This is a genomic window from Aeromonas sp. WP2-W18-CRE-05 (assembly GCF_014168615.1).
In the GTDB taxonomy this organism is placed as follows: Bacteria; Pseudomonadota; Gammaproteobacteria; order Enterobacterales; family Aeromonadaceae; genus Aeromonas; species Aeromonas caviae.
This window is the reverse complement of the sequence record NZ_AP021917.1, coordinates 634,412-652,141: the sequence shown is the minus strand read 5'-3', so window position 1 is coordinate 652,141 and position 17,730 is coordinate 634,412. Positions and strand designations below refer to the sequence as shown.

General features: G+C 65.7%; 14 protein-coding genes. 4 read left to right on the top strand and 10 right to left on the bottom strand.

Going from position 1 to position 17,730, the window contains the following annotated elements:
- Positions 1-206 precede the first annotated feature (206 nt).
- The gene (locus tag H7R73_RS03195; RefSeq protein ID WP_042014589.1) at positions 207-608 is read left to right on the top strand and encodes a hypothetical protein; all 402 of its coding nucleotides are present in this window, start codon (positions 207-209) and stop codon (positions 606-608) included.
- Positions 609-623: 15 nt separating this feature from the next.
- Here the strand turns inward: H7R73_RS03195 and dmeF are convergent, their stop codons facing one another.
- Positions 624-1,565, bottom strand: coding sequence for a CDF family Co(II)/Ni(II) efflux transporter DmeF (gene dmeF, locus H7R73_RS03190; RefSeq protein WP_182951469.1), 942 nt, complete (start codon positions 1,563-1,565; stop codon positions 624-626).
- Positions 1,566-1,636: 71 nt separating this feature from the next.
- Here dmeF and H7R73_RS03185 point away from each other — a divergent pair, with 71 nt between their 5' ends.
- Positions 1,637-1,912, top strand: coding sequence for a metal/formaldehyde-sensitive transcriptional repressor (locus H7R73_RS03185; RefSeq protein ID WP_052814969.1), 276 nt, complete (start codon positions 1,637-1,639; stop codon positions 1,910-1,912).
- 28 nt (positions 1,913-1,940) lie between these two features.
- Here H7R73_RS03185 and bcsC read toward each other — a convergent pair whose 3' ends face one another.
- From bcsC to bcsG, 7 genes are read right to left on the bottom strand one after another with little or no spacing between them, the layout of a single operon-like run.
- A complete protein-coding gene (gene bcsC / locus H7R73_RS03180) occupies positions 1,941-5,381 on the bottom strand; it encodes a cellulose synthase complex outer membrane protein BcsC (RefSeq protein WP_103260818.1) in 3,441 nt (1,146 codons plus the stop codon).
- On the bottom strand, positions 5,366-6,475 hold the full coding sequence (gene bcsZ / locus H7R73_RS03175) for a cellulose synthase complex periplasmic endoglucanase BcsZ (RefSeq protein WP_232092733.1): 1,110 nt from the start codon (positions 6,473-6,475) through the stop codon (positions 5,366-5,368). Before bcsZ ends, bcsC begins: the two co-directional genes overlap by 16 nt.
- Before the next feature lie 3 nt (positions 6,476-6,478).
- Positions 6,479-8,704 (bottom strand): cellulose biosynthesis cyclic di-GMP-binding regulatory protein BcsB, encoded by a 2,226-nt coding sequence (gene bcsB, locus H7R73_RS03170; RefSeq protein WP_103260819.1) that lies wholly within the window; start codon positions 8,702-8,704, stop codon positions 6,479-6,481.
- Complete coding sequence (bcsA, locus tag H7R73_RS03165; protein WP_053288127.1) at positions 8,701-11,268, bottom strand: UDP-forming cellulose synthase catalytic subunit; 2,568 nt, start codon at positions 11,266-11,268, stop codon at positions 8,701-8,703. Before bcsA ends, bcsB begins: the two co-directional genes overlap by 4 nt.
- Positions 11,265-11,927, bottom strand: coding sequence for a cellulose biosynthesis protein BcsQ (bcsQ, locus tag H7R73_RS03160; RefSeq protein ID WP_045523340.1), 663 nt, complete (start codon positions 11,925-11,927; stop codon positions 11,265-11,267). Before bcsQ ends, bcsA begins: the two co-directional genes overlap by 4 nt.
- Complete coding sequence (gene bcsR, locus H7R73_RS03155) at positions 11,924-12,148, bottom strand: cellulose biosynthesis protein BcsR (protein ID WP_010672842.1); 225 nt, start codon at positions 12,146-12,148, stop codon at positions 11,924-11,926. Before bcsR ends, bcsQ begins: the two co-directional genes overlap by 4 nt.
- Positions 12,149-12,162: 14 nt before the next feature.
- Positions 12,163-13,809: a cellulose biosynthesis protein BcsG gene (gene bcsG, locus H7R73_RS03150; protein WP_103260820.1), complete on the bottom strand. Its 1,647-nt coding sequence runs from the start codon at positions 13,807-13,809 to the stop codon at positions 12,163-12,165.
- A 392-nt stretch (positions 13,810-14,201) separates the two neighbouring features.
- On the opposite strand from bcsG, the gene H7R73_RS03145 reads away from it, so the two are divergent.
- Together H7R73_RS03145 and H7R73_RS03140 are read left to right on the top strand one after the other, a co-directional pair.
- Positions 14,202-15,398: an amino acid aminotransferase gene (locus tag H7R73_RS03145; RefSeq protein ID WP_103260821.1), complete on the top strand. Its 1,197-nt coding sequence runs from the start codon at positions 14,202-14,204 to the stop codon at positions 15,396-15,398.
- 58 nt (positions 15,399-15,456) lie between these two features.
- The gene (locus H7R73_RS03140; protein WP_103260822.1) at positions 15,457-16,389 is read left to right on the top strand and encodes a LysR family transcriptional regulator; all 933 of its coding nucleotides are present in this window, start codon (positions 15,457-15,459) and stop codon (positions 16,387-16,389) included.
- Positions 16,390-16,405: 16 nt separating this feature from the next.
- On the opposite strand, the gene H7R73_RS03135 is transcribed toward H7R73_RS03140, so the two are convergent.
- Both H7R73_RS03135 and H7R73_RS03130 read right to left on the bottom strand, forming a co-directional pair.
- Entirely contained in the window at positions 16,406-16,729 is a 324-nt protein-coding gene (locus tag H7R73_RS03135) for a DUF1820 family protein (RefSeq protein ID WP_039039461.1), read from the bottom strand.
- Positions 16,730-16,846: 117 nt separating this feature from the next.
- A complete protein-coding gene (locus H7R73_RS03130) occupies positions 16,847-17,728 on the bottom strand; it encodes a YjjW family glycine radical enzyme activase (protein WP_182951468.1) in 882 nt (293 codons plus the stop codon).
- Positions 17,729-17,730 lie beyond the last annotated feature (2 nt).

Genomic DNA, 17,730 nt, shown 5'->3' with positions numbered 1-17,730 from the left:
GAGCGGTGTCATATTAATCAGCGGGAATTGCCGTAAATGTGAGCGGATGGGCAAAAAAAACCAATCCGCATCAACAAGATAACGTTTTCATAACGAAAACTCGATCGCGCTCACAGACCTGGCACCGCTTTCGGCCCATACCAGCGGAAAGAGGGGAGCGAGTGACGAAATCAATGTCCAATCAAATGGATAGAGGGGGCTGGGTGATGAAACGGATTGAGGAGCAGGCCAGGCGGCTGGACCAGGAGTATCAGGGCATTGCCCAGTTGTTCGATCAGTTCTGCCAGCAGGCCGGCGTGCTCGCCGAACGCTATCACTTCTTCAACTGGCCGGATTATGAAGAGAGCCCGCCCCTCGCCCGCGCCTTCACCCTGCTGGGGGAACCACGGGAGCTGCGGCTGCGCTGTCAACCCGGCGAGGGAGGTTCCCTGAACGGCCTCCTCCAGGTGTGTGGCGAGGAAGGCAAGGTCCACGCCAGCCTGGGCTTTCGTGCCGACGGCCACCTGCTGCTGGAGCCGGGCCGCCTGCTCGACGACCCGCCGGGACTGCTGCTGAGGCTGATGCTGGGCTCCCTCTGGCAGGATCAGGGGAGCGAGCCTCCCCGCTGACACCCGCCAGGGGCGTCAGTCGGCAGACACTTCGATGGTCAGGTGCACCAGCTCCTCATGGATGGCAAGGCGCTCACGGATCGCCTGTGCCGGGACCGGGGTCGCCATCTGCAACGACATCGCGGCGGCATACTGCATCTGCCCCACCCGCCAGACGTGCAGATCGCGGATCTCGGCGCCAGGCAGCTCGGCGATCACCTCGCGGATCTCGTCCACCAGGGGCGCATCCATCTCCGCATCCAGCAAGACGCGCCCGGTATCACGCAGCAGCCCCCTGGCCCACACCGCCACCAGCACGGCCCCGGCGATGCCCATCAGGGGATCCAGCCAGTCCGCCCCCCACAACATGCCTCCCACCAGCGCCAGAATCGCCAGCACCGAGGTGGCCGCGTCCGCCAGCACGTGGAGATAGGCGGCGCGCAGGTTGAGATCCTGATGGCCGTGGTGGTGATCGTGCGAGTGGTCGTGATGACCGTGATGGTGGTCGTGACCATGGTGATGGCCGTGATCGTCCCTGAGCAGCCAAGCACAGGCCAGATTCACCAGCAGGCCCAGCAGGGCAATGCCGATCGCCTGCTGATAATAGATGGGGCTGGGGTCCAGCAACCTGGCCACCGACTCGAACAGCATCAATCCCGCCACCCCCACCAGCAGCAGGGCGCTGCTGAAGCCCCCCAGCACCTCTATCTTCCAGGTACCGAAGCTGAACCTGTGATCCCGCGCGAAGTGGCGGGCAGCGCGATAGGCCAGCACCGAGAGGCCGAGGGCCAGGGCATGGGAGCTCATGTGCCAGCCGTCGGCCAGCAGCGCCATGGAGTTGTAGAACCAGCCGCCACCGATCTCCGCCACCATCATGACGACAGTGAGCAGCACGGCCCAGCGGGTCTTCTGTTCGGCCAGGGGATTCCCTTCGTGGACGACGGGGTGGTGACAGTGGGATGAGGCGAGGGATGGCATGGATTTCTCCTGAAAACGAGGATGCCATATACTATACCCCAGTATAGTTTTATTGATCGAGAGGATCCTGCATGTCACACACGGTTCACGACAAGAAGAAGTTGCTGGCACGGGTCAGGCGCATCAAGGGGCAGACCGGCGCCCTGGAGAGCGCCCTGGAACAGGAAACAGACTGCGCCGCCATCCTGCAGCAGATCGCCGCCATCCGCGGCGCCGTCAACGGCCTGATGCTGGAGGTGCTGGAGGGGCACATGCGCGAGCATCTTGGCGCCGAGGAGGCGACCCATGCCGAGCGGCTGGACGATCTGGATCAGGTGGTGAGGGTACTGCGTTCCTATCTGAAATAAGGGCGCCCGGTGATGACGGGCGCCTCTGTCAGTCGAAGTCCGCGTAGGGAGTGAGAGGCCTTGGCGGCATGTCGAGATCCCCTTGCCAGGGCTTGAAGGTGTAGCGCAGGAACAGGGTGACATGGCTGGGGGCATAGTCATCCGCCTGCTGGATGTCCACCCGGCCACCGATGCGCCAGTGTTCCGTCAGCCTGTGTTCCACCACGCCATTCAGGGTGTAGCCGAATCCACTGCTACTGCCCCCTTTCACAGGCGCATTTCTGTCTGGCAAACCGGCGGGCAGCAGGCCTTCCAGCGGGTAGCGACGGCTGTCGTCGGTTCGGGCGTAGGACCAGGATCCCGATCCCCCCAGCTCCCATGACCAGTCCGGGGTACGCTGCCGGTAGCTGACCGGCACCGAGAGCGAGAAGTACCCCTGCGGGCTGTAATAACCCCCCTGCCCCAGGGTATAGCCCCCCAGATCCTGCTGGTAGTGCCACAGCATGGTGCTGAGCCCCACGCTGGCACGGCGATGGGTCTCGTTGACCAGCTTGTAGTAGCCGCCTCCCATGAGCCGGGTGCGCCAGTTGTCGGGCACGTTCTTGCCGGTCAGCAGGTGCTGCTGGGCGCTGCCCCAGAACCCGACGGCCCCTCCCAGATCCCGGCTGAGATCGAGGCGCATCCCGTTCGCCCGCACCCCGCCCCAGCTGATGCCCGTGCCCGGATCCACCGTTCCCCCATAGGAGAGCAGCGAGCTGCTGACGGGCCGACGCGAGAGGGTCATCCCCCACCCCAGCGTGTGCCAGTCACCGGTCAAGGTGGCGCCACCAACCCAGTCCACCACCTCGAAACCGAGGGGCGTGGTCCCCAGATCGAACGCCCAGGCCCCCCGCTGCCAGCCTGCCGCCAGGGTGGTCCCCCGGCTCTGCTGGTGCGCGTCCCCGCGACAGTCCCTGGCCACACAGGTACCGAACTGCGCCCGGTAAGGGGAGTCCGGCAGATCTCCGGCATCCATGTCGACCAGTTCAAGGCGGCCGAAGGCGGTACCACCGGCCAGCGGCGTATCCAGTTGCGCCATCTGGGTCAGCGCCCGCAGATCCGAGTAGCCCCCGGTACCGCTGGAGCCCCAGTAATCGCTGTCGAGGGAGAAGGTGGTCTGGCTCTGCCGGTAGTGCCTGTCGAGATCGCTGCGCAGGCCGGATGCCAGCCACCCCTCCCCATCCTGACTGCGTGCCAGCCGGGTCAGCTCGCCCCCCTCCAGATCCTCGCGGGGGGCCAGACCTGCGGCCACCAGCCCCTTGCGATCCCGCACCAGAGCCCCTTCCACATCATGCTCGGCAACGCGCTGGCGGGCGGCATCGCGCCAGAACAGCGCCGTCTGCTGGGAGGCCGGTTGCATCGCCACCAGGGGTTCGTAGTCGGTGAAGATGGCGCGGGCTGTCTCGCCCTCTCCCAGCGCCTGATAGAGATTGGCTACCCGGCGGTAGTAGTTGGCCCCCTCCGGGGGCAGCGGGCTGACCGGCCAGGCGGGCAGCCAGTGACGGGCCTTTGCCAGATCGCCCCTGGCCCTGGCCAGTTCGGCCATGCCGAGCCTGGCCTCGGGCTGTTGCGGCGTGCGGGCAAGCACCTCCTGATAGCGCTGCTCCGCCAGTGCATAGGCCCCCCGATCCGTGGCCCACTCCGCCAGCATCAGGCTCGCCTCTTCATCCGGCTGCAACGGCTGAAGCAGGCGTTCGGCCCCCTCATCATCCCCGGCCTCGTGACTCGCCCTCGCCCTGGCGAGCACCTCGCCGCGGGCGAGGCGCCGATCCAGCGCATCCATGTCCTGTGTCCAGCCGGACCTAGGGATGGCGGCCAGCACCCCTCTCGCCTCCACCGTCTTGTCCTGCCCCGAGAGATAGAGGGCGGTGGCGTAGCGCAGGGTGGCGTCCTGGGGCCGCGCCGCCAGCCGTTCCCGCAAGAGCCGCTCCCCGCTCCCGGCTTCCCCGAGGCGGGCCCGGGTATCGGCCACTCGATAGGCCAGCCACACCTCTTCCGGGGTCAGCGCGAGTGCCTGCTCGCGAAGGCGCAGCGCCGCCGCCACCTTGCCGGCCCGATCGAGCTGATCGGCCTCCTCCTGCAACAGCCCGGCCTTGAGCCGCCGCCCTTCGGCCTGCATCCCGGGGGGGCCCTGCTGCTCCAGCAGGGCCAGGGCCCGCGCCGGATCCTGCTCCTTGTAGAGATCGAACAGGCGGGCCAGTGCCCGCTCCCGCGCGCTCCCCATGGCGAGCGCCTTGCGGTAGGCGGACTCCGCGTCGGCATCGCGATGGCGGCCACGCTCGCTGTCTCCGAGCCCCAGCCAGGCTTCGGGCTCACGCCCATCCTGGGCGATGGCACGGCGATACAGGGTCGCCGCCTCATCCCACTGCTCCCGTTCCAGGGCGCTGCGCCCCTGGCTCACCAGCAGCCAGTAGCGGTTGGTGGCCAGCAGGCTGCGCCATTTGTCCTTGTCGGTCACCTCGGGGTGTGCCAGCACCCATTCAAACTGGGCGATGGCCAGCGCTCGTTGATCGTTGCGGGAGTAGGCCTGCCCGAGGGCCCCCATGAGTTCGGGATCCCCCGGGTTGGCAGCCAGGGCACGCTGCAAGCGGGAGATGGAGGCACCACCTCCCGCCGTGCTTGCGAGCGCCGACTGGCGTGCACGATAGGCGGGCGAGGCCCACTTCTCCTCCTGGGCCGCGAGCAGCTGTTCCGCCTTGGTGGTATCCCCTTCGCCAAAGAGCACCATGTACTCCTGCAAGGCAGCGATGCTCCCGGGACCGATGGGCAGGGATTCGATGTCCGCGAGCCAGATCTCGGCGGCCTCGTCCCGCTGATAGGGATCTCGCGCCATCTCGCGCAACAGGTTCTGCGCCCCCTGGCGCCGACCCTCCGCCAGATAGAGGCGAGCCAGCCCGCCCCGCACTCTGGGCTCACCCGGATATTGCCGGTTGAGTGCCTCCAGGGCCGCCAGCCCCTTCGCCTTCATGGCCGGGATCCGTGTCTGCAACAGGGCATAATCCACCGCCACGTCGAGATTGGGGGGCAAGTCACCGGAGAACAGGGAGCGATAGAGACGCTCGGCCTCCTCCAGCCTGCCGGCGCTGGTCAGCAGCCTGGCTTGTTGCAGTTGCTGGCGCCTGGCCGGTTCGTTCAGGGCCAGGTTGGCCATGCCCTGACGATAGAGCGCAGAGTCGGGGTCTTGCTTGCCAAGGCGGGCCAGCAGTGCCCCGGCCTCCTTGACCTTGCCCTGGCGCAGGGCCTGACGGGCCTGGGCTGCCAGCAGCTCCGGATGATCGGGCTCCACCAGGGAGAGGGAATAGAGGCTGTTGCTGACGAGATCTTCCCGCCCACGGGCCTCGCCAATCCTGACCTGCTCCAGCAGCCAGGCCACCGGCTGTACCGTCCCTTGCGCCAGGGCTCCGCTCATCAGGCAGGCGAACAGGCACCCCAGGGTCACTCTGCCTGACATGATTCGCTCCAATCCGGCTGCAGGGTACCGTCGGCGGCAAAGCGATAACGCCCCTGATCCCAGCCTGCGCCGAACAGGGTCAGCACGCTGCCGTAGTAGGCATCCGCATCCAGCCCGTGATCGGAGACCTGCTTGCGCAAGGTGACCTGCGCCGGCAAGCCCCGTGACAGGGGCAGGAGGGCGGCGGCAAAGCCGCTCGGCCCCTTGCCCTGAACCTGACCACTTTGGCTGGAGACCCGCTCGGGAAGATGACCCGATTCGGTCAGCTGCGCCAGCATGGGGGCAAAATGGGCCACCAGGGAAGCCCTGGCGGGATCCTCCTCGCTCAACATGCCGAGCCAGAGATAGACGCGGATGGCGTCATAGCCACCGATGTCGCCCTTGTCCGCCGTCACCTGCCATCCCTTGTCGGCCTGCCAGTCCACCCAGTCCGGGGCAAAGCCACGGGGCGCACTCTCCTGCAACAGCTTGGGCAAGAGGGCCCGCATCTCGCCCCAGGGCCCCTGGAAGGAGGCGAATCTGGCCAGCAGTTGTGGAGGCAGATAGCTGGGATTGAGGGTCCAGCGTCCCTCCCCCTCATAGCCTTTCGCCCCGGGCAGCAACACGGGGCCGAGACCCGGCAGCGTGGCGACCTCTTCCCGGGCGATGCGGCGCAGCAACAGGGTGCCGAGGGCAGAGTAGCTGTGGTTGTCCCACAGGCGACCCGCCTCCAGCAGGCTGTAGGCTATCCAAAGATCCGAATCCGACGCGCTGTTCGCGTCCAGCACGCCCCAGTTGTCGTCCTGCTGCCTGCCCCAGAGCCAGGATGGCAGGAAGCCGGTCAGATCCCCGCGGGCGAGCTGCCGCTCCGTCCAGTCGAGCAGGCGGGCAAAGGTCTCCCTGTCATCGTTGACCAGGGCGAAGAAGAGGGCATAGCTCTGGCCTTCCGAGGTGGTGATGCGGCGCCCGTCGGCAGGGTCGATGACCCTGCCCTCTTCGCTGATGTAGTGCTGGCGAAAGTGATCCCACTCCGGCCAGTGGCAGACGGCCTCCGCCGGGAGGGAACAAAGGGCCCAGAGGAGCAGGGCACCACAGACATTTTTCATCTGAGTCATCTCTTAATCTTCCTTCAGACGGCGGCGGCTGGCACTGGCAAGCAGCACCCGCAGGCCCCAGCCCAGTACCAGCATGCAGAGCAGGGTCAGCCCGGCAAGACGCACCGGATAACGGGCAAACAGTTGCCAGAGACGCTCCCACCACGGCAGGTAACCCACCTCGTAGCGATCCCCCACCACCAGGCTCTTCACCCCGGATTCCCGGATGATGGCCACCGAGCCTGCCACCTGATCGCGCAGGGTCCGGGTCTGCAGGGCCTCATTGAGCAATGTGACCCCCGCCGGCCCATCCGCCAGCAAGGCCACCAGGCTGCGCTGATCATGGGTCGGCGATTGCAGCCCCAGGATGACGGCGATGGCCCGATTGCCCGTCATGCCCACCCGGGCCTGGGGCTGGCGATCGGCCATGGTGTGCAGCAGATCCCCCTTGTGCTGGCGGGTTGGCTCGTTGACCCAGCTGCGCGTGGATTGCAGCAGGGCGTCGGGAGCCAGATCCCCTCGAAACTCCTCCGGCAGGGTGCCGATGAGCAGGGTATCCCGATCCGCGGTGCGCGCCCGCTCCCAGTCGTCCAGAACCTGCAGGGAGAGTGCCGGATAGCCGGTCTCGGCCCCGATGGCACCGACGGCATCGAGCAAGGTGGTGATCTGCCCGGGATGGGGTCTGGCCGGCATGACAATCTGGGTGTCGGCGAGATCCGCCATCCGGCTGAACGGGAAGCCGGCATAGGCGAACGCCTTGAGGTCGGGCATCTCGATGAAGTGGCGATAGCCGGTGAAGTCGATGGTGGAGCCCTCGTCGATGCGCACCTGATGGGCAGGCGGCATCACCAGGTCGCAACGGCCATCCTCCGTTCCTCCCATGTATTGCTGGGCATACTCGAACGAGAAGCTCAGGCTGTTGGCCTGGGTGGTCTTGAGCCCGGGCATGCGCAGCGCCATGGTGTCGCCGTCGTCGGCAAACCAGAGCGGCAGGGTCAGCAACCGCTCACTCTTGACCTCGCCGGGCTCGAGCGTGAACGACTTCATGAGCTGGCCGTTTACCCCCACATCCAGCCGGGAACCGTCGCGCAGGGTGGGCGAGGTGTGGTGATACTTCAGCTCCGTCCTGATGCCGTTCTCCCCCAGCAGGTAGAGATCCGGCGGCAGGCGCAGCGTCAGGCTCATGGGCCACAGCGTGCGCCCCGTTGCCTGCAACTGGCCCGGGTACTCCGTGAGCTCATCAAAGCGCATCTTGCGATCCAGTCGCACCCAGTTCGGGGCATCGTAGGGCTGACGCGGGGAGAGCGGCTTCACCTCGTCCACCATGACGCTCTGGCCACGCAGCATGACATCGCCTCGCACCAGCCCCTGCACCGCCGTCAGCAGGTCCTGCTGATCCCGCCCCAGGATCAGCAGCAGCTTCACATAGGGATTGTCGGGGGAGCTGATCATGTCGATGGTGGGCCCCTTCACCTCGGGATAGTCCACCAGGAAATCGGGGCGCGCGTCATTGGTGGCAAAGATCACGGCGTTGCGATCCGGCAACTGGTTGATGAGCACCGGGAAGTGCTGGCCCCGCCACTGGGCCTTGGTGCCGAACCAGGAGGCCAGCACCGCCGCCGCCTGCTGCTGCTCCAGGGGTACTGAGCCCGTGAACACCATGGGCAGAGTCAGCTTGCCATTGTCCCGCACGTCGAGGAACGGCATGGGGAAGAAGGAGAGCTCGTTGCGCACCGGCAGGGTCTGCAACTGCAGGGTCAGCTTGCTGTCCCGGTTGACGTTGAGCCAGAGGGTGTCGCTCGCCGGGTTCTCGCACACTTTCTGATAGTGGCCGACGAAGCTCACCTTGAGGCGGTTGAAATCCTTGGCATAGCGGGGATCCAGCTCGATGCTGGCATGGGTCATCGTCCCCATCTGATCCTGGTTGAGGGCCGTCACCCCCATCAGCTCGTCATTGAGATAGACCTTGACCTGAGAGATGAGCGGCAGCAGGGAGGGCGATGGCGTGAAGTTCAGGTCCAGGGTGGCCCGGGTCACCACCTCGTCCCGCCGCACGGTGAAGTCGGCCAGTCCGTCTGGCGCATTGCCGCGCAGGGAGAGGGTGCCTGGCGATGATGCCATCTGTTCGAAGCTCATCCCCTGGGTGCGCACCGGAGCGGGAACGGGCGGCAGGGGGCCGACGGCCTCGGCGGCGGTCGCACCCTGCGCCATCAGCAGGAGAGGAATAAGGTAGCGTTGTGGTTTCATCATCCTTTCACTGTCTGTGAGGTCGGAGTCCCGGCCCGGAAATCTGGGGAGACGCGACGGGGAACGAAGGAGAGGAGCCAGCGAGCCAGCTTCTCGAGGAGGATACAAACAAAGCCGATGGGTGAGGTACGGGCCAGACGCCAGTAAGCCCCCCAGCCGAGCAGGGTAATGTCGAGCAGGCTGTGGAGGGGGCGATCCTTGCCCAGACGCTGCTGCCACAGGGACCAGGTATCGGCCCGGGCGAAGGTGCACTGGATGAACTCGACATGCTGCGCCTGCGCCATGGGCTCCAGCTCCAGTCCCAGCTTGCAGCCGAACACCCGCTGCACCTTGGCGGCGAACGCCTGCTCCCGCTGGTCATGGCGCAGCAGCAACCAGACCCTCTCCTTGTCGGCCAGGGGCAGGGGCGCCTCGAGCAGCACCCCGACCCCCCCGTTGGAGTAATCCCTGACGGTACAGGGGTAGAGGTGACCGTTCGCCAGCCTGATGGCCGCCGGCATCACCATCTCCACCCTGGGATTGGCACGGACCTGCCGCGACTCGAAGGCCACCGCCAGGGCGCCGCCCAGTATGGTCATGTTGTAGAGGGTCCAGATCATGCTGAGGATCAGGGTCGGCACCTCGTCGGCAGGGCCGGTGCCGATGCGCCAGAGACCGAAGCCCAGCCCGCACAGATTGAGCAGGATCAGCAGCAGATAGGGGCGGGAGACCGACAGATCGAGGAACACCTCCTCCGTCATCCCCCCCTTGGCGGTCACGTTGAACGTCCCCTTGTGAGGTGCAAAGAGCGCCACCGTGGTCGGCCTGGCGATGTACCAGGCCAGCACCGTCTCATAGACCTCGCCCCAGAAGGAGTGGCGCACCTTGCCCTGCAACCGGGAGTTGGTCAGGGCGCTGTGGAAGATGTGCGGCAACATGTAGAGGGCGATGGCCGCCGCCGGGGCATAGATGATGTAGGCGTGCAGGATAAGGAAGGCGAGCGGCGCCGTCAGGAAGATGAGCCTCGGTATGCCCGAGAGGAAATGCAGCATGGCATTGAAGTAGCACAGCCGCTGCCCCAGCTTGAGCCCCTTGCCGAAGAGGGGGTTGTCCAGACGCAGGATCTGCACCATGCCGCGCGCCCACCGGATGCGCTGACCGATGTGGGCAGAGAGGCTTTCGGTGGCCAGCCCCGCCGCCAGCGGGATCCGGATATAGGCCGAGGTGTAGCCGAGGCGGTGCAGCCGCAGGGAGGTGTGGGCATCCTCGGTGACCGTCTCCACCGCGATGCCACCGATCTCGTCAAGGGCAGTGCGCTTGATGACGGCGCAAGAGCCGCAGAAGAAGCTGGCGTCCCACATGTCGTTGCCATCCTGCACCAGGCCGTAGAAGAGAGCCCCCTCGTTCGGCATCTTGCGAAACCGTTGCAGGTTGTGTTCGAACGGATCGGCGGAGAAGAAGTGGTGGGGGGTCTGGACCACGCCCAGACGGGGATCCCGGTAGAACCAGCCCACCGTCATCTGCAGGAAGGAGCGGGTCGGCAGGTGGTCACAGTCGAAGATGGCGACCAGATCCCCGGTGGCCATCTTGAGGGCGTGATTGATGTTGCCCGCCTTGGCGTGCTCATGGGTCGACCGGGCCACATAGCGGATCCCGGCCTCCTCGGCGAAGTCGCGAAACGCCGCCCGCCCCCCGTCGTCAAGCAGCCAGATGGTCAGCTTGTCGGCGGGCCAGTCGAGCCCCATGGCGGCGTAAACAGTCCCCTTCACGATGGCGAGATCCTCGTTGTAGGTGGGGATCATCAGATCCACGCTGGGCCACTGGGCCGGATCCGTCGGCAGTTGTGCCGGAGGGCGGTGCAGGGGCCATGCGGTCTGCCAGTAGCCGAGCAGCAGCACCAGCCAGGCATAGGTCTCGGCGGCCAGCAGCAGCAGGCCGCAGGCCAGGCTGACGGGGTCGAACCAGTCGAGGGTCGAGGTGTAGCGCCACCAGATGTAGCGGCAGGAGATGGTGAGGGAGAGCACCATCATCATCAGCATGGGATAACGGCCCGGCACGGCGCGCAGGATGAAGGCCATGGCCGCCAGCAAGAGGACGAACACCAGCTGCGCCTGCAGGGTGAACGGCTGGGTGACGCAGAGCAGGGAGAGGCTCCCGGCCACCACGCAGAGCAGCACGCTCTTCCAGCGTGCCTCGCGGGGCGTGGCCCTGGCGGCGGCCAGCCCTTTCTCCTCCTGACGGGCCAGGAAGGCACCGAGAGTCTGAGTGCCCCGGTGCCAGAGCCGTTGCCAGGAGGCAGGCCAGCGCAGAGGGATGGGCTGTGGGCGACGCACTATCATCCAGAGGCTCTGCAACAGAACGCGCAGGGGATCCCCCACCCGGGGGTGCGTCAGCTGGGGATAGAGCCCCCGGGCATGGCCCAGCACCCATTGCCAACCATGACGCTCGAGGGGGAAGATAACCCAGGCCAGCAGCCAGCCCAGGGTCAATGCGGCCGCCCCCGGGCGGGAAGCCCCCCGCTCGCGCAGTGCGCGATAGCGCTGCGAGCACCAGAGGCCCGCAGCCGGCGTCAGCAGCCGCACTCTCATCGGGGCGCCTCCCCCTCTGCCAGACACCAGGTCGCCAGGGCGGCCAGCTCGTGGGCAACCAGACTGGTGGGCGCATAGCGGCCGACCGGCAGCTTGGCGGCCATGGCCTCCGCCATGGCTTCGTCCCTGTGCAGATGAAGATTGAGCAGAGGGAGCCCCCCTGCCAGCCAGAGATCCAGCAACCCCTGCTGCAGGGCCCGCTGGCTGGAGAACTGGGTCACCAGAAGACGCTCATCGGCCGCCCAGAGGTGGCGGTGAAGCCGCACATGGCAGTTGGCATCCGCATTGACCACCAGCAAGCGCCTGCAGGGAATGACGGGGGCCATGCCCAGGGGCAGATCCAGCAGCACCAGATCATAGCCATCGATCCCCGCCAGCCACTCGGCCGACGTCCCCTCCCCCCCGCCATGGGAGAGCAGATCCAGTCCCTCCTCCCGGCGGTGAAGCGCTCCTCGCCACTCCCGCGCCGGCTGGGTCAGCCGGCTCCAGCCTCCCGGATCGTCATGGGGCAGGCCAAGGTGGATGCCAAGCTGGTTGTCCGGACAGAGATCCACCGCCAGCACCCTTGCCCCCTGCTCATGGGCAGCCTGGGCCAGTCCGGCCACGATGGCGGTGGTCCCCACACCTCCCCGGATCCCCTGCAGGGCGATCACCTTCATGCAGACCTCCCCTCGCCAGTCCCCTCGGGCCCTTTCACTGCCACCTCCGCCAGCAGGGGGAAGCGTGCGCACAAGGCGGCGAGCCGCTCCCTGGCGGCAATATCCTGATAGGAGAGGCTGACACCAAAGGCCTGCTGGACCATGGCCACGTCATTGATCACCGTGCCCTCCACCGGGACGCCGAAGGGGGTCTGCATGTCTGATTGCCGTTCGCTGCGCATCGTCACTTCCGGTCTCATTGGGGATAGGGTACCCAGTCCCCCTGCCCCAGCTTGATGTGGTACTTGCCCTGATATTCGATCACCACCGAGCCCTGGTTCTCGGACACCGACGGGGTCTGCGGCAGATCGCCCAGCAGGGCATCCCAATCAATGGTCTCGCTCCCGAACACATCCTTCCCCACCAGCCTGGAGACCAGTTCTGATACCGCCAGGAAGCTGCTGGGGGTGTCCACATTGCGGGTCGCCTCGTGGGGCGCCTTGGTACCGAGCAGGGCCACCCCCACCGGCACCTGGGTGATGCTCGGGCTGGGAATGTCCCGCAGCCCGGCCATCTGCATTTTGTCGCCGGTGAGAGCGGCGCCGTGCTCAGGCACCATCACCACGGCCACCTTGCGGCCGGATTGCTCCAACGTCGTCATGAAGTCGTCCAGCTGATCCAGCAGGGTCTTGAGCCTCGCCTTGTAGGGCGCTATCTGGCGGCTCGCCACATAGCGGTTGCCATCGTGCAGGGCGATGAGGTTGAAGAAGGTGACGTTGCGTGCCGCCTGACTCTGTGTCCGCTCGTTCAGCCAGCGGCCGAACAGGGCATCCCCGCGATAGATGGGCTCCCCATCGAAGGAGGCGAGATCATGGGCCAGCCCCTTCTTGTCCATGGGGGTCACATCCAGCCCGGCATACTGCTGCAGGTCGGTCAGGTAGTTGCCAAAATCCCCCGAGTGATCCATGGCCACCTGCTTGGCAAAGCCGAGCTGGGCCAGGTTCTCGAACAGCAGGCATTGCTTCGGCGCCGTCACATAGAGCCCCTGGTGGCTGGTCTGCCCGCAACTGGCCCGCAGCAGGCGAATGGAGCTCGGGCCGCTGTAGGAGGTGGCGGAGTTGAAGCGGTTGAAGCGAATGTCGAAGTGGGACCAGACCGGATGCCCGGTCAGGCCGCTCGCCTCCACGTCATGCCAGGCCAGGGAGCAGACATTGATGATGAGCACATCGAAGGGGGTCGCCTGGGCTGGCAGGCTCTCCGGGAAGTGCACCAGTCTCTCCTGCTCCTCCCGATAGAAGTCATCGAGATAGGCGTTGAGGTTCTCGTTGGTCGGCGGGGCACTCTGGTCAAGCTGCTCCTCCATGGGCAGCACTGAAGAGCGGGTCTCCTCCCGGGACGTGTTCAGGGCGTGCTCGCTCGCCCCCTTGCTGCTCGCGAAGGGATTGCTCACCTGGGGCGAGACCCAGAGCCAGAGCAGCGCCAGCAGGATCCAGGGGGTGAAGCGCAGCCACTGGGCGATGAACAGATAGAGCGTCAGCAGCACGAACCCCGCGCCGACCATCTCCCAATTGATGAAACGCCCGAGCAACTCCGTCCAGTAATCCAGGGTGAAGGAGAAGACCTGGCTGCCCTGGGAACGAATGCTCTCTATCCCCGGCAACCAGGTATCGTGATAGAAGATCCCCGCTCCCACCGGCAACGCCAGCCAGTGCCGCGCACGGCGCCACCCGGCCCTTGGCAGGGGAAAGATCAGGAAGGCGGCAAACACCAGGTTGATCAGGGGATGGAAGTTGAGATATCCCCCCCAGAGCAGGGCGAACTTGGCAAGAAAATAGACATTCCAGCCACCCAGGCCGTGCCAGTCCAGCCAGGGAGAATCGGCATCAGAAACGTGTCGGGTCATCGGCGATGAGTCACCTGTTATCGTGGGCCCCCCGAAGGGGCCGGGCACACTGCAATGGTTGTCAAAAGAATAGCCTGACTATTATGCAACTATTAATTTGTCTCAGGTGGCGCTGAACCTGACTCCCCCGGATGGGTGTAAGGGGAATGAGAGGGGCCGTATGTATCCATATATTATCCAAACGATCCCGATAAGGCAGCCTTCTCTGACAAAATGGGGGGAACGTGCAGACGGGATGCAGGATCCTGACAAGGGCCCCGCGCTTACCACTGCGACAGACTTTGTCAGCCCTGTCGCCATCTCGAACAACTTGAGGCCACCTCTGGATTGCGCCATCATATCGGCCCGGCTGATGGCCGGCCGAATTGGACAGTCAACTTCAAGGACCCCCCATGTTTGAACACGTCGATGCCTATGCTGGCGACCCCATACTGACGCTAGTCGAAACCTTCCACAAAGATACCCGCGAACAGAAGGTGAACCTGGGGATCGGCCTCTATTACGACGAGCAGGGCCGCATTCCGCTGCTGCCGTCGGTGCAGCAGGCCGAAGCCCAGCGCGCCGCCGCCCCGGCCCCGCGCCCCTACCAGCCGATGGAAGGCGCCGCCAACTACCGTACCGCGGTGCAGCACCTGCTGTTCGGTGCCGACCACGAAGCGGTCAAGGCGGGTCGCATCGCCACCATCCAGACCATCGGCGGCTCCGGCGCGCTGAAGATCGGCGCCGATCTGCTCAAGCGCTACTTCCCGACCTCCGAGGTGTGGGTCAGCAATCCCACCTGGGACAACCACAAGGCGATGTTCGAGGGGGCCGGCATCAAGGTGCACGACTACCCCTATTACGATGCGGCCACCGGCGGCGTGCAGTTCGACGCCATGATCGACTGCCTGAGCAGCCTGCCTGCGAAAAGCATCGTGCTGCTGCACCCCTGCTGCCACAACCCGACCGGGGTGGATCTCTCCCGTGCCCAGTGGGACCAGGTGATCGCCCTGGTGGTCGAGAAGAACCTGATCCCCTTCATGGACATCGCCTATCAGGGCTTCGGTGACGGGCTGGAAGAGGACGCCTATGCCATCCGCGCCATGGTGGCCGCCGGTGTCAGCTTCTTCGTCAGCAACTCCTTCTCCAAGAACCTCTCCTTCTACGGCGAGCGCTGCGGCGGCCTGTCGGTCATCTGCCAGGATGCCGAAGAGGCGAGCCGGGTGCTCGGCCAGATGAAGGCCACCGTGCGCCGCAACTACTCCAGCCCCCCCACCCACGGCGGCCAGATCACCGCGGCGGTGATGAGCCAGCCCAAACTGCACGCCATGTGGGTCGGTGAGGTGACCGAGATGCGCACCCGCATCAAGGCCATGCGCCAGAAGCTGTTCGAGGTGCTGAGTGCCAAGGTGCCGGGCCGCGATTTTGGCTACTTCATCAACCAACGCGGCATGTTCAGCTACACCGGCTTCACGCCGGAGCAGGTGGACCGCCTTCGGGAAGAGTTCGCCGTCTACCTGGTGCGCTCCGGTCGCATGTGCGTGGCGGGCCTCAACAGCCGCAACGTCGACTACGTGGCCGACGCCATGGCCGCCGTGCTCAAGGGCTAAACCCGCAAGCCCCGCTCAGGCGGGGCTTTTCATTTGTCCCCTTGCCCGTGGAACCGTGATGGATCTCATTGCCCTCTCCCGCCTCGGCGGTCGCCACCTGGTGACCCTGCATCTGCTGCTCGACACCCGCAGTGTCACCCGCAGCGCCGAGCGCCTCTGCACCACCCCCTCCACTGTCAGCAAGACCCTCAACCAGTTGCGCGAACTGCTGGGGGATCAACTGCTCTACCGCCAGGGCAACCAGTTGCTGCTGACCCCGTTTGCCGAACGCCTCGGCCCGACGCTGCGCCGCCTGCTGGGGGAGCTCAACGGCCTCACCAGCCAGGAAGGATTTGCCCCTGCCAACTGGCAGGGGGAGCTGAACCTGGCGATGCGGGAGAGCAGCATGATCTGGCCCATGGGAGCCGTACTGGGTCAGTTGATGCAGGAGGTGCCGGGGCTGATGCCCGTCGTGCGTAACAAGGACGAGCAGGGACTGGCTGCTCTGGCGGCGGGCAAGCTCGACTTCGTGATCCTGCCCCACGATCAGAGCCAGCCCGGGGTCAATCAGCCCGGCCTCGTCTGGGAAACCTTGCGGGAGGACGAGCTGGTCTGCCTGATGCGCGCGGATCATCCGGCGTTGACGCGCCCCTGGGATCTCGATGCCTACCTGAGCTGGCGCCATATCGCCATTCGCGATCAGGAGCTGGCCGACCCCTTCTTCGAGCAGAGTCTGGCCCAGCGCCAGGTGCAGCGCAGACTGGGGGCCACCCTGCCGGATTTTGGCAGTGCCGCCGCCCTGCTGCGCCAGAGCGATCTCATTCTCACGGCCGTGAAGGGCTGGGCTACCCGGGCTTGTACCCAGGGGCTGGTGAGCCGCCCCGTTCCCTTCGATTACGGCGCCGTGACCCACAGCCTGGTGTGGTATGGCCCCCTGGGGGAAGATCCCGCCCTGCGCTGGTTCCGTCAGCGCATCCTGCAACTGGCCCGGGAGCTGGACGCCCCACAATGATGCCTGGTGGCAGAAATCAGGGTTTCTTGGTGTAGATGGGGCCTGGGAAAGAGGTGACGTTGTTGCCCAGTTCGGTGATGCGGGCGGCCCCCTGCTTGCGCACCTGATCGACCCGCAGTACGTGGTGCATGGGAATAAGGGTGCGGGTGACGTCGGCAAATTCGCTCTTCAGCTTCTCGTGGCTGGGGTCGACGATGAGCGCCGTGTGGGTGTCCCACACGAAGTGGGCGATCTCGATGAAGCCGAACAGCTGGCCCTGATTCACCTCTCTTACATAGACTTCGTAACGCTCGCTGTGACAAATGAACTGCACTCGATAAAGGGCGTTGGATTCACTCATGGGTATCTGTTGGTGATGGACGGTTTGCCCATTCTAGCCGTCCCCTCGGACAGCCCCTATAGACAGAGTTCACAGTTGCGTCATATCGGGTCACAGCATCCCTACGTGCCGCAGAGCTCAGATCGCAGGCAGCATCACCGACCCAAACCCCTTGGCCTTCAATGCGTTGGCAAGCACTGTCAGATCAGCCGACCCGGCTTCTGACCATGACAGCGCCTCCCCTCGCACCCCGTGGTGGCGAAAGCCGTTGAGGCGGATGGGCACGGGCCCCAGCGACAGCAAAAAGGTCGTCAACGCCTCCTCCAGCGCGCCAGTGGCATCGAGAAAATCGCTCCGCCCCGGCACCATCAGCAGCCGCACCTCCGCCAGCTTGCCCGCCTGCGCCAGCAGTTGCAGCGATACCAGCACCCGCTCGCGGCCCCGCCCGGTCAGGGCCAGATGCACGGGCTCGTGCCACCCCTTGAGGTCTATCATGGCGCCGTCCAGCACCGGCAACAGCCGCTGCCAACCCGTTTCACCCAGGGATCCGTTGCTGTCGAGCAGGCAGGTGAGACGGGCCAGATCCGGCGCAGCCTTGATGGCCGTGAACAGGGCGATCACGAAGGGCAACTGGGTGGTCGCCTCCCCGCCGGAGACGGTGATGCCGGTGAGCAGCGGGCCATAACGGCGCAGCAGGGCCAGCACCTCGGCCACCGACATCTGGCGCGTCTTGGGGCTGGCGTGGCGAGGGCAGGCCTCCAGACAGGCGTCACAATCGGTGCAGAGCGCCTCCTGCCAATGAACCTTGCCCTCGCTCATGGCGAGGGCGCCACTCGGGCAGACCGCAAGGCAGTCGCCGCAATCGTCGCACAGCCCGATAGTGTGGGGATTGTGACAACCGGGGCAGCTGAAGTTGCACCCTTGCAGAAACAAGACCAGCCGGTTGCCCGGCCCGTCTACGCAGGAAAAAGGCAGCACCCTGCTCACCAGGGCGCTGCGCGTCAGCAGAGCTTCATCCATCG

What these genes read in the sequence shown, in the direction of transcription:
- H7R73_RS03195 (WP_042014589.1), top strand. Translation starts at nt 207, where the DNA reads ATGAAACGGATTGAGGAGCAGGCCAGGCGGCTGGACCAGGAGTATCAG.
- H7R73_RS03130 (WP_182951468.1), bottom strand. Translation starts at nt 17,728, where the DNA reads ATGGATGAAGCTCTGCTGACGCGCAGCGCCCTGGTGAGCAGGGTGCTG.
- bcsC (WP_103260818.1), bottom strand. Translation starts at nt 5,381, where the DNA reads ATGTCAGGCAGAGTGACCCTGGGGTGCCTGTTCGCCTGCCTGATGAGC.
- H7R73_RS03135 (WP_039039461.1), bottom strand. Translation starts at nt 16,729, where the DNA reads ATGAGTGAATCCAACGCCCTTTATCGAGTGCAGTTCATTTGTCACAGC.
- bcsA (WP_053288127.1), bottom strand. Translation starts at nt 11,268, where the DNA reads ATGAGAGTGCGGCTGCTGACGCCGGCTGCGGGCCTCTGGTGCTCGCAG.
- bcsR (WP_010672842.1), bottom strand. Translation starts at nt 12,148, where the DNA reads ATGCGCAGCGAACGGCAATCAGACATGCAGACCCCCTTCGGCGTCCCG.
- bcsZ (WP_232092733.1), bottom strand. Translation starts at nt 6,475, where the DNA reads ATGACTCAGATGAAAAATGTCTGTGGTGCCCTGCTCCTCTGGGCCCTT.
- H7R73_RS03145 (WP_103260821.1), top strand. Translation starts at nt 14,202, where the DNA reads ATGTTTGAACACGTCGATGCCTATGCTGGCGACCCCATACTGACGCTA.
- bcsB (WP_103260819.1), bottom strand. Translation starts at nt 8,704, where the DNA reads ATGATGAAACCACAACGCTACCTTATTCCTCTCCTGCTGATGGCGCAG.
- bcsG (WP_103260820.1), bottom strand. Translation starts at nt 13,809, where the DNA reads ATGACCCGACACGTTTCTGATGCCGATTCTCCCTGGCTGGACTGGCAC.
- H7R73_RS03185 (WP_052814969.1), top strand. Translation starts at nt 1,637, where the DNA reads ATGTCACACACGGTTCACGACAAGAAGAAGTTGCTGGCACGGGTCAGG.
- H7R73_RS03140 (WP_103260822.1), top strand. Translation starts at nt 15,457, where the DNA reads ATGGATCTCATTGCCCTCTCCCGCCTCGGCGGTCGCCACCTGGTGACC.
- dmeF (WP_182951469.1), bottom strand. Translation starts at nt 1,565, where the DNA reads ATGCCATCCCTCGCCTCATCCCACTGTCACCACCCCGTCGTCCACGAA.
- bcsQ (WP_045523340.1), bottom strand. Translation starts at nt 11,927, where the DNA reads ATGAAGGTGATCGCCCTGCAGGGGATCCGGGGAGGTGTGGGGACCACC.